We start from the raw sequence: 11,415 nt of genomic DNA, 5'->3' as shown, positions 1-11,415 counted from the left end.
AGATTATATAGTGAACCTTTCAACGCGTATAACGTTATTTTGAAAGTGTAAGGCAGTTCTAGTATGTATAAATGAATGCAGTTTGGACATAATGGCGAATAGAATCTGGGAGACTGTAAGGAGATGAAAGCCATATGTTCAGTTGTCCAAATTGCAAAGGGAAAGACATTGGAAAAATAGGTGTCAACCAATTTTATTGCTGGAATTGTTACATTGAATTATCGGTTTCAAAGGGGAAAATCCATACGCATCAAGTAGAAGAAGATGGCTCGCTTAGTTCTCTTGATGATTTATTTGATGAGAATGAACGAACCATCGGATAATCAAAAGGGGGATTTACTTTGAACGTACGCAATTCATTAATCGCATTAGGTATTGGAGCTGCGGCTTATCAATATGCACGTAAACAAGATATGTTTTCAAAGCGCAATATGAAAAGAGCGCGTAAAATGATGAGGTCCTATTTATAATCGTTTCTATAAAGTGTTGTTAAAATGTAAAAACTCCCTTATTATTAGGGAGTTTTTTATGTGCTTGTATATAGATAAAAAAGTCCAATCTCAGAAAAAAGATAAGAAAGTCCATAACATCCGATTCCGAGAATTCCGTAATACCACAGCTGTTTCGCACGTTCTTTTCGCGAAGAACGAATGAAGAATCCTTTCCAAATACCAAACCCGATACAGATCCATTCTAGTATCATGAAAAACGCTGAAAGAATTAACATGAACCCAACCATTTTATTCCTCCTCACTTATGTGCGAGCTGGCTTACATGCTTGTCCGTATGATGTTAAATATATGTAAGTTTTTTTAAAACAGTATGGTCTGCATGAAAATATTTTAGTCCAGTAATTTTTTTAAAAGTTTTACACATAACCTTCTCTATTTCTTTTCAAAATAAGGGTAGAGGAGGTTTTTCGTTTGAAGAATCTTAAAATTATTTGGATCTATCGATTAGGGTTATTGTTATTAGTGTTTCTGTGTTTGTTCGTCTTCTTAAAAATCAAACCATTATGGGCGCCGATTATATTTGTTTTTAAAGTAGCAGTTACCCCATTTTTTATTGCTTGTTTCATTGCGTATTTACTGCATCCCTTAATTGAAAAATTACATAAAGAAGGGATGCCACGTACACTTGCTATTTTGCTTATTTATATTCTCTTTTTTGGTGGTCTCGGATATGGGGTCTATAAAGGGACACCGGTTGTTATTGCGCAGCTGCAAGAAATCAATAAGCAATTCCCTCAGTTTATGAAAATGTATGATTCGTGGATGGATGGTGTGACAGAACAGACGGACAATTTCCCATCGTTTATTCATGAGAAAGTAAAGCAAATTTTTGTCGGCATTGAAATGAAGATACAAGCACTTTTAAATAAAGTGATGAGTACAGCGCGTGGTGTACTGGATTCATTGCTCATCATTTTCTTAATTCCGTTCATTGTATTTTACATATTAAAAGACTATGGAGAGTTTTATGATATTTTTTGGAAGCTTGTTCCGAGTAAATGGCGTAGTACAGGGCAAGTATTAGCGAAGGAGATTGATAAGTCACTTGGAAGTTATATTCGAGGGCAACTATTTGTTTGTTTAGTTTTAGGGGGAGTGTCCGCTCTGTCATTTTGGTTTATCGGTATGAAGTATCCGCTATTACTAGGCATCATTGTTGGAGTTACTGATATAATCCCGTACTTTGGCCCTATTTTAGGAGCGATTCCGACATTGATGATTGCAGCGACGATATCCACAAATCTTTTTATTAAAGCGAGTATTGCACTTGCCATTTTACAATTTGTTGAAAGTAACATTTTATCTCCGTACATCGTTGGGAAATCGCTACGTATGCACCCGGTTGTTATTATGCTTGCATTACTTGTTGGAGGGGAAGTAGGTGGAATTGTAGGTCTTTTAATATCGGTGCCTATTTTAGCAGTGATTCGAACAGTAGTTGTTCATATAAAGCCACTCTGGAAACATTGACAAATGGAAACGGATTCGCTACAATTTTGGCATATAGTATAAACTCATATAAGTTTATAGAGTACAATGTAATATATAAGATTTGAAATTGATGACGGAACGAGTATGTTACAGCCCATTTCCAGAGAGAAGCTTCCATCGGCTGAAAGAGGCTTTAAATGAAGGGTGACAGAACGCTAATCCTGAGAGCAGCTAATCCCTGCCGTCTTGCCACGTTACGGCGCCATGAGGTGATGAACCGATATGTAGACCGGTTCATAATTAGGGTGGTATCGCGAGTTAACTCTCGTCCCTTTTATAGGGACGGGAGTTTTTTATATTTAAGGAGGAAAATATGATGAAACAATTAACAGGCGCACAAATTCGTCAAATGTTTTTAGACTTTTTCCAGGAAAAAGGGCATGCAATTGAACCAAGTGCATCATTAGTTCCACATGAGGATCCATCTCTTTTATGGATCAATAGTGGTGTAGCGACATTAAAGAAATACTTTGATGGCCGCGTAATCCCGCAAAACCCGCGTATTACGAATGCACAAAAATCAATTCGTACAAATGATATTGAGAACGTTGGGAAAACAGCTCGTCACCATACATTCTTTGAAATGTTAGGAAACTTCTCAATTGGTGACTACTTTAAAGAAGAAGCAATTACATGGGCTTGGGAGTTCTTGACAAGCGACAAGTGGATTGGATTCGATAAAGAGTTATTATCTGTAACAATTCATCCAGAAGATGAAGAAGCATTTACAATTTGGAATGAGAAAATGGGTGTTCCGAAAGAGCGTATCATTCGTTTAGAAGAAAACTTCTGGGATATTGGTGAAGGACCAAGTGGACCGAATACAGAAATATTCTATGACCGCGGTGAAGCTTACGGTAACGATTTTAGCGACCCAGAATTATATCCAGGCGGCGAAAATGAGCGTTACTTAGAAGTGTGGAACCTTGTATTCTCTCAATTTAACCATAATCCAGATGGCTCATATACGCCACTTCCTAAGAAAAACATCGATACAGGGATGGGTCTAGAACGTATGACATCTATCGTTCAAGATGTGCCTACAAACTTTGATACAGACCTATTCATGCCAATGATTGGTGCAACAGAATCAATCTCTGGTGAGAAGTATCGTGATGGCGATGTGGAGAAAGATATGGCATTTAAAGTAATCGCTGACCATATTCGTACTGTAACATTTGCTGTTGGTGATGGAGCTCTTCCTTCTAACGAAGGCCGTGGTTATGTATTACGTCGTTTATTACGCCGCGCTGTTCGTTATGCGAAGAAATTAAACATTAACCGTCCATTCATGTATGAATTAGTACCAGTTGTTGGAGAAGTAATGAAAGACTTCTATCCAGAAGTTCTTGAAAAGAAAGACTTCATCGCACGTGTTGTGAAAAATGAAGAAGAGCGTTTCCATGAAACACTTCATGATGGCGAAGCAATTTTAGCGGAAGTGATTACAAAAGCGAAAGAAGAGAAAACAACTGTTATTTCTGGTGTGGATGCGTTCCGTCTATATGACACATACGGCTTCCCAATTGAATTGACAGAAGAATATGCAGAAGAAGCTGGTATGACAGTTGATCATGCTGGTTTTGAAGCAGAGATGGAAAAACAACGTGAACGCGCACGCGCTGCTCGTCAAGACGTTGATTCTATGCAAGTTCAAGGCGGTGTACTTGGAGAAGTTAAAGTAGCGAGTGAATTTGTTGGCTATGGTACAGTTGCGACAGAAAGTAATGTTGTTGCACTTGTGAAGAATGGTGAGTACACAGATAGCTTACAAGCAGGAGAAGAAGGACAATTAATGCTTGATGTAACACCATTCTACGCTGAGAGCGGTGGACAAATTGCAGACCGCGGTTACCTTCTTGCTGACGGTGTGAAAGTTCTTGTAAAAGACGTTCAAAAAGCACCAAATGGTCAAAACTTACACAAAGTGGTTGTAGAAGAAGGTACATTAACGAAAGAAGCAGCTGTAAAAGCTGTTATTGATACGAAAAACCGGAGCAGTGTTGTGAAAAACCATACAGCAACGCACATTTTACACCAAGCATTAAAAGATGTACTTGGAACACATGTTAACCAAGCTGGTTCTCTTGTAACATCAGAACGTCTACGCTTTGACTTCTCTCACTTTGGTCAAGTACAAGCTGACGAATTAGAAAAAATTGAGCGTATTGTAAACGAAAAAATTTGGGAAAGTATTGATGTTGAGATTTCTCAAAAAGCAATTGAAGAAGCAAAAGAAATGGGTGCAATGGCATTATTCGGTGAAAAATACGGAGATGTTGTACGTGTTGTTCAAGTAGGCGATTACAGCTTAGAACTTTGTGGTGGTTGTCACGTTGATAACACAGCATCTATCGGTATTTTCAAAATTGTTGCTGAGTCTGGTATCGGAGCAGGAACACGCCGCATTGAGGCAGTAACTGGAAAATCGGCATACGAATTAATGAATGATCAAGTAGGTTTATTAAAAGAAGCTGCGGGTAAAATGAAAACAAATCCAAAAGATATTTTAACAAGAGTAGACGGTCTATTTGCTGAAGTGAAACAACTTCAAAAAGAGAACGAATCTCTTGCTGCTAAATTAAGCAACATTGAAGCTGGCAACTTAACAGATTCGGTTGTTACAATTGATGGAGTGAATGTATTAGCAACAAAAGTAAATGTTGCAGATATGAATAACTTACGTACAATGATGGATGACCTAAAGAATAAACTTGAGTCTGCGGTTGTTGTATTAGCAGCTGTAAACGATGATAAAGTGAATATTCTAGCAGGTGTAACGAAAGATTTAATCAGCCAAGGATACCATGCAGGTAAGCTTGTGAAAGAAGTTGCTTCTCGCTGCGGTGGTGGCGGTGGTGGCCGTCCTGACATGGCTCAAGCAGGCGGTAAAAACCCAGCACAAGTGGATGAAGCTTTAGCATTTGTAGAAGAGTATGTTAAATCTGTTTCAAAATAAAGAGAGAGTAGTGTACAATAGTAGGGAGAGGAGAAATTCTTCTCCCTATACTTACTACTTATAAGTGAGGTGCTTAAAATGGACGGTTTTGATAAAACAATGAAGTTTAACTTTCAAGATGAAAAACAGAGTGTCCATGTAAATGATGTACTTTTAACTGTGTATGATGCACTTCAAGAAAAAGGCTATAATCCGATTAACCAAATTGTCGGTTATTTATTAAGTGGAGACCCAGCATACATACCTCGTCATAAAGATGCACGAAACATTATCCGTAAGCTAGAACGTGATGAACTGATTGAAGAGCTTGTGAAGTCTTATTTGAAACAACATCGTGAGGAGTAGTTTATGCGGATATTAGGTTTAGATGTTGGTACAAAAACAGTCGGCGTTGCGATTAGCGACGAAATGGGCTGGACAGCACAAGGCTTAGAAACGATTAAAATCAATGAAGAACGAGAAATTTTTGGTTTTGATCGGGTTTCTGAGTTAGTAAAACAGTACAATGTGGACAAAATAGTAGTAGGATTGCCGAAGAACATGAATGGTACGATTGGTCCACGTGGCGAAGCGTGTCAGCAATATGCAGAGAGCTTACGAGAACTTCTGCAACTAGAAGTTATACTGTGGGACGAGCGTCTGTCAACAATGGCAGCCGAACGTCTTCTCATTTCGGCTGATGTAAGTCGAAAGAAGCGAAAGCAAGTTATCGATAAGATGGCTGCAGTCGTGATTTTACAAGGATATTTAGATAGTAAATAAGAGGTGACCAAAATGGAAGAAAATCAAATTACAATTGTAGACGAAAAAGGAAACGAACATTTATGTGAAATTATTTTCACTTTTGATGCTGAAAAATTTGGCAAAAAATCTTATGTAGTCTTCTCTCCAATCGGTGAAGTTGACGAAGATGGCGACCAAATTTATGATGCAATGGCATATGAGCAAAACGAAGAAGAGTCAGGTGGAACATTACTTCCAATCGAATCTGAAGAAGAGTGGGAAATGGTACAAGAAATGTTTAACACGCTTGCTGAAGAAGAAGAGGACGAAGAGTAATTTAGGTGAAAAAGATGGGCTGTACATGCAGTCCATCTTTTTTTGTATTCTTGTGCAAAATGACAGATTTTTTGTCGAAACTACATAATTATTTATAGTATAATGAGACGGATTATATAAAGTGAAACTTCCATTAGTGGGGGGTTTCTGCATCCCACACTGATGGTTAGTTGAACCAATCGGGCTTTTACGTGCAGTTATCCCCCACCTATCTTCCTCGTTTTTCTCTGAATCTTGAGGTGGGGGGCTTACTATCCGTTAATGCGGGATAAAATAAAAAAACTATCTGCAAATGAATGAGTTTTGCTTTGGGTTTGTAGGGCATTGTATAGAGGAAGTACATATGGTCTACAATGGAATAAGGAGGAAGAATTTTGATAGAGAATCAAGTAAAGAAGAAGCGTAGACGTGGTTTCCTAATTGCAGTTATTGCGCTACTCGTAGTATGCGGGTCAGTCTATGCGTACATTTCATCTGCGTTACAGCCAGTTGATAGCGGGAATAAAAAAGAGATTGAAGTAGAGATTCCAAAAGGTTCATCTACAAGTAAAATCGGAGAAATTTTAGAAGAAAAAGGCGCTATTAAAAACGGTACAGTATTTAGCTTCTATGCAAAAGCTAAATCGAAACAATTGCAAGCAGGTACATATTTATTAAATTCGTCAATGAATGTGGATGATGTAATGGAACAAATGTCATCAGGTAAAGTACATCGCCCAGTTGCTTATAAACTGACGATTAAAGAAGGTTCGCAAGTTGTTGAAATTGCCGATATCATTGCGAAAGAACTGAAATGGAATAAAGATGATGTAGTGCGTCAATTAAACGATAAGGCATTTATTCAAAAGATGCAGCAAAAGTATCCGGTATTACTAACAAATAAAATTTTCGATGGCAATATTAAATATCCATTAGAAGGCTATTTATATCCAGCGACGTACTCTTTCTATAAAAAAGATACAACTTTGGAGGAAATTGTAACGCCGATGCTTGAGAAAACAAATGCGCTCATTGTTCAAAATGAGGCGACAATGAAAGAAAAACAACTGGACGTCCATCAGTTGCTAACATTATCTTCTTTAATTGAGGAAGAGGCGACTGGGTTTACAGATCGTCAAAAAATATCCAGCGTGTTCTATAATCGTTTAGCGAAAGGGATGCCGTTGCAAACAGATCCGACAGTATTATATGCACTTGGAAAGCATAAACAACGTGTGTTATATGAGGATTTAAAAGTAAATTCGCCTTATAATACGTATGTTGTAAAAGGATTACCTGTTGGACCGATTGCAAATTCTGGGAAACACTCTGTGCAAGCAGCATTAGAACCTTCCAAAACAGATTATTACTATTTCCTAGCAGCACCAAGCGGTGAAGTGTATTATGCGAAAACGTTAGAAGAACATAATGCATTAAAACAAAAATATATTACACAAAAGAAATGAAAATAGGAGGGAGAGCGAAAAGGGTCGCATATCCCTCTTTTTTGTGGTAAAATATATCGGGTTAAAAACTGGCAGAAGAATCGTTTTTAATATCAAAACGGGACGTACAAGCTAAGGGGGAAGCTGGCTTGTATTTTTATTGCATTCTATGTGTGAAAAGACAAAGACTGACACGTCATAGAGGCACTTCTCCATGTAAATAAGGAGGACCATTTATGGAGGATGCAGTTAACGAGTACCTATTATCATTTATTGATCCAAAAGATGAACTGATTCTGGAAATGGAACAGTATGCAAGCGAAAATCATGTGCCAATTATGGATCGCCTTGGAATGGAATTTATGTTGCAATTTTTACGTTTAATTGAACCGACAAGCATATTAGAGCTTGGAACAGCAATTGGTTATTCTAGTATTCGTATGATGCAAGCAATTCCAAATTCAAGAATTGTGACAGTAGAACGCAATAGCGATCGATATGAAAAAGCACTTGAATATATAGAGCGTTCTCCTGTAAAAGAACGTATTTCCGTTATTTATGGTGATGCATTAGAAACAGGCGAACAAGTGAAAGAACATGGAACATTTGATGTTATTTTTATTGATGCTGCCAAAGGACAATATCGTCGCTTTTTTGACTTATATGAACCGTTATTAAATCCGGGTGGTGTCATTATTTCAGATAATGTTATGTATCACGGACTTGTAACGACGAAAGAGAAAATCGAAAATAGACGTACGCGTGGTTTGATTCGTCGCATTAAGACGTACAATGAATGGCTTATGAACCATGAAGGATATGATACAACCATTTTCCCAATTGGTGACGGAGTAGCCGTGAGTAAAAAGAGAGGGTGACAAAGGTATGAAAAAACCTGAATTGTTAGTAACGCCAAGAGCGGTGGTGGATATTGAACCTCTTGCAAAGGCAGGGGCAAGTGCAGTAATGATCGGTGAACAAAAGTTTGGTTTACGTTTAGCAGGGGAATTCTCACGTGATGATGTGAAACAAGCTGTGAACATTGCGCATGAAAATGGTATGAAAGTATACGTAGCGATGAACGCTATGTTCCATAATGACAAAGTAGAAGAATTAAAAGACTACGTTGCATTCCTGCAAGAAGTACATGTAGATGCAGTTGTCTTTGGAGATCCAGCAGTATTAATGACTGTACGTGAAGTAGCACCAAACATGCAAATGCACTGGAATACAGAAACAACAGCAACAAACTGGTTCACATGTAACTATTGGGGCCGAAAAGGCGCAAAACGTGCTGTGCTTGCACGTGAATTGAGCTTAGATGAAGTTGTTGAATTAAAAGAAAACGCTGAAGTTGAAGTAGAAGTACAAATTCACGGTATGACATGTATGTTCCAATCAAAACGTTCATTAGTAGGAAACTACTTTGAGTATCAAGATCGTAATCTGGAGATTGAGAAGAAAAAGCATGAAGAGAATATGTTCTTACATGATCCAGAGCGTAATAACAAATATCCAATTTATGAGGATGAAAATGGTACCCATATTATGAGCCCAAATGATATTTGTTTCATTGATGAGTTAGATGAACTGATCGATGCTGAAATTGATAGCTTGAAAATTGACGGTGTGTTAAAAAGCTCTGAATACATTATTGAAGTGACAAAGAAATATCGTAAAGCTATTGATTTATGTGCAGAAGATCGCGATGCGTATTATGACGTGAAAGACGATTTATATAAAGAGATAGAAGAAATACAACCAGTAAATCGTCCGTTAGATACAGGATTTTTCTTTAAAGAAACGGTTTACTAAACGAGGAGGGTGTAGGATATGACTTTACAAGAAATTTCACGAGTAATCGATGGAAAACGCGTTATTGTGAAAAAACCTGAACTGTTAATCCCTGCAGGTAATTTAGAGAAATTAAAAGTAGCTATTCATTACGGTGCAGATGCTGTATATTTAGGTGGACAAGAATTCGGCCTTCGTTCAAATGCAGGGAACTTTACGCTAGAAGAAATGGCAGAAGGCGTAGAATTTGCAAAGAAATATGGTGCGAAAATATATGTAACAACAAATATTTTTGCACATAACGAAAACATGGATGGATTAGAAGATTATTTAAGAGGGATTGAAAAAGCTGGTGTAACAGGTATTATTGTTGCAGACCCGCTTATTATTGAGACGTGTAAACGTGTAGCACCTTCTGTTGAAGTACATTTAAGTACACAGCAGTCTCTATCTAACTGGAAAGCAGCGCAGTATTGGAAAGAAGAAGGTTTACATCGTCTTGTATTAGCCCGTGAAGTCGGCTATGAAGAAATGAAGGAAATTAAAGAAAACGTTGATATTGAAATTGAAGCGTTCGTCCATGGGGCAATGTGTATTGCATACTCTGGAAGATGTACATTAAGTAACCATATGACAGCACGTGACTCAAACCGTGGTGGTTGTTGTCAGTCTTGTCGTTGGGATTATGACTTAGTTCAAACAGTATCACAACATAAAGAAGCAGAAGAACTTCCTTTATTCCAAGAAGGCGATGCACACTTTGCAATGAGTCCAAAAGACTTAAACTTGATCCTTTCGATTCCGAAAATGATTGAAATTGGAATTGACAGCTTGAAGGTTGAAGGACGCATGAAATCTATCCATTACGTAGCAACAGTAGCAACTGTATACCGCAAAGTAATTGATGCGTATTGTGCGGATCCTGATAACTTTGAGTTTAAACAAGAATGGTTAGACGAGCTTGATAAATGTGCAAATCGTGATACAGCTCCTGCATTCTTTGAAGGAGTTCCAGGATATCAAGAACAAATGTATGGAAATCATAGTAAGAAAACAACGTATGATTTTGCTGGTTTAGTGTTAGATTATAATGAAGAAACAGGCATTGTCACAATCGAACAACGTAACTACTTCAAACCAGGACATGAAGTTGAGTTCTTTGGACCAGAAATAGAAAACTTTACACAAACGGTGGAGAAAATTTGGGATGAGGATGGAAACGAATTAGATGCAGCGAGACATCCGTTGCAAATCGTGAAATTCAAAGTGGATCAACCAGTGTATGTGAATAATATGATGCGCAAAAGCATACATCAATAAGAAAGAGTGGTAGTTGAATGGGGACGAATAAGCCTGTTGTAATTGGAATTGCTGGTGGTTCAGGATCAGGTAAAACAAGTGTAACAAAAGCAATTTTTGATCAATTTCAAGGTCATTCCATTTTAATTTTGGAGCAAGATTATTATTATAAAGATCAAAGCCATTTGCCAATGGACGAGCGTTTAAAAACAAATTACGATCATCCGTTAGCATTTGATAATGACTTACTAATTGAGCATTTACATCAGTTGCTTGCATATAAGGAGGTCGAGAAACCTGTATATGATTACACATTGCATACGCGCTCAGAAGAAATTATTCCAGTAGAACCGAAAGATGTAATTATTTTAGAAGGGATTCTAATCTTAGAAGACCCACGTCTTTGCGAGTTAATGGATATTAAAGTGTTTGTTGATACGGACGCGGACCTTCGTATTTTACGTCGCATGCAACGTGATATTAAAGAGCGCGGTCGTACAATGGATTCCGTTATTGACCAATATGTAAATGTTGTACGCCCGATGCATAATCAATTTATTGAGCCTTCTAAGAAATTTGCGGATATTATTATCCCAGAAGGTGGACAAAATCATGTTGCAATTGATATTATGGTTACAAAAATTGCAACAATTCTTGAAGAAAAAGTGAATTTGTAATAGCATAGTAAAAGATATACGATAGGAAGGGATTTTTTCCCTTCCTATCGAATACAATGAAACATCCAACCTCATCTATGAATAGGTGAGGGCATATTTATATCAACTTTCCATACATATATTTTTTATATAGGGAAGAATTGGAAGACACGGGGTTGTATGTGACAACTCCGCTAGTGCATGTGTACTAGAAACCTCCG

Annotated in this window: 13 protein-coding genes; 12 read left to right on the top strand and 1 reads right to left on the bottom strand. The window is 37.6% G+C overall.

Features of this window, described 5'->3' with window-relative positions; translation table 11 throughout:
• Positions 1 to 134: 134 nt before the first annotated feature.
• Complete coding sequence (locus J4P91_RS06235) at positions 135 to 323, top strand: hypothetical protein (RefSeq protein ID WP_000490499.1); 189 nt, start codon at positions 135 to 137, stop codon at positions 321 to 323.
• Positions 324 to 341: 18 nt separating this feature from the next.
• On the top strand, positions 342 to 470 hold the full coding sequence (locus J4P91_RS06230) for a YrzQ family protein (protein WP_017150701.1): 129 nt from the start codon (positions 342 to 344) through the stop codon (positions 468 to 470).
• Positions 471 to 526: 56 nt separating this feature from the next.
• On the opposite strand, the gene J4P91_RS06225 is transcribed toward J4P91_RS06230, so the two are convergent.
• Positions 527 to 739 (bottom strand): hypothetical protein, encoded by a 213-nt coding sequence (locus J4P91_RS06225; protein WP_207993264.1) that lies wholly within the window; start codon positions 737 to 739, stop codon positions 527 to 529.
• A gap of 184 nt (positions 740 to 923) precedes the next feature.
• Here J4P91_RS06225 and J4P91_RS06220 point away from each other — a divergent pair, with 184 nt between their 5' ends.
• The 10 genes from J4P91_RS06220 to udk all read left to right on the top strand — a co-directional run bounded on the left by J4P91_RS06220 (position 924) and on the right by udk (position 11,215).
• Positions 924 to 1,982, top strand: coding sequence for an AI-2E family transporter (locus J4P91_RS06220; RefSeq protein ID WP_207993263.1), 1,059 nt, complete (start codon positions 924 to 926; stop codon positions 1,980 to 1,982).
• 337 nt (positions 1,983 to 2,319) lie between these two features.
• The gene (gene alaS, locus J4P91_RS06215; RefSeq protein WP_207993262.1) at positions 2,320 to 4,962 is read left to right on the top strand and encodes an alanine--tRNA ligase; all 2,643 of its coding nucleotides are present in this window, start codon (positions 2,320 to 2,322) and stop codon (positions 4,960 to 4,962) included.
• Between the two features lie 78 nt (positions 4,963 to 5,040).
• Complete coding sequence (locus J4P91_RS06210; protein WP_017150705.1) at positions 5,041 to 5,307, top strand: IreB family regulatory phosphoprotein; 267 nt, start codon at positions 5,041 to 5,043, stop codon at positions 5,305 to 5,307.
• 3 nt (positions 5,308 to 5,310) lie between these two features.
• Positions 5,311 to 5,724 (top strand): Holliday junction resolvase RuvX, encoded by a 414-nt coding sequence (gene ruvX, locus J4P91_RS06205; protein ID WP_017150706.1) that lies wholly within the window; start codon positions 5,311 to 5,313, stop codon positions 5,722 to 5,724.
• 12 nt (positions 5,725 to 5,736) lie between these two features.
• Entirely contained in the window at positions 5,737 to 6,021 is a 285-nt protein-coding gene (locus J4P91_RS06200; RefSeq protein ID WP_017150707.1) for a DUF1292 domain-containing protein, read from the top strand.
• Between the two features lie 374 nt (positions 6,022 to 6,395).
• The gene (mltG, locus tag J4P91_RS06195) at positions 6,396 to 7,466 is read left to right on the top strand and encodes an endolytic transglycosylase MltG (RefSeq protein ID WP_207993261.1); all 1,071 of its coding nucleotides are present in this window, start codon (positions 6,396 to 6,398) and stop codon (positions 7,464 to 7,466) included.
• 215 nt (positions 7,467 to 7,681) lie between these two features.
• Positions 7,682 to 8,323, top strand: a complete 642-nt coding sequence (locus J4P91_RS06190; RefSeq protein ID WP_207993260.1) for an O-methyltransferase — start codon at positions 7,682 to 7,684, stop codon at positions 8,321 to 8,323.
• A gap of 7 nt (positions 8,324 to 8,330) precedes the next feature.
• Positions 8,331 to 9,260, top strand: coding sequence for a peptidase U32 family protein (locus tag J4P91_RS06185; protein ID WP_017150710.1), 930 nt, complete (start codon positions 8,331 to 8,333; stop codon positions 9,258 to 9,260).
• An 18-nt stretch (positions 9,261 to 9,278) separates the two neighbouring features.
• A complete protein-coding gene (locus tag J4P91_RS06180) occupies positions 9,279 to 10,559 on the top strand; it encodes a peptidase U32 family protein (protein WP_207993259.1) in 1,281 nt (426 codons plus the stop codon).
• A gap of 17 nt (positions 10,560 to 10,576) precedes the next feature.
• Positions 10,577 to 11,215, top strand: coding sequence for a uridine kinase (udk, locus tag J4P91_RS06175; RefSeq protein WP_207993258.1), 639 nt, complete (start codon positions 10,577 to 10,579; stop codon positions 11,213 to 11,215).
• The last annotated feature ends 200 nt before the right edge of the window (positions 11,216 to 11,415 follow it).

The organism is Bacillus sp. XF8, assembly GCF_017498755.1.
GTDB classification, from domain to species: domain Bacteria; phylum Bacillota; class Bacilli; order Bacillales; family Bacillaceae_G; genus Bacillus_A; species Bacillus_A bingmayongensis.
The sequence above is the reverse complement of the archived record's forward strand: the minus strand, read 5'-3'. Positions and strand labels throughout refer to the sequence as shown.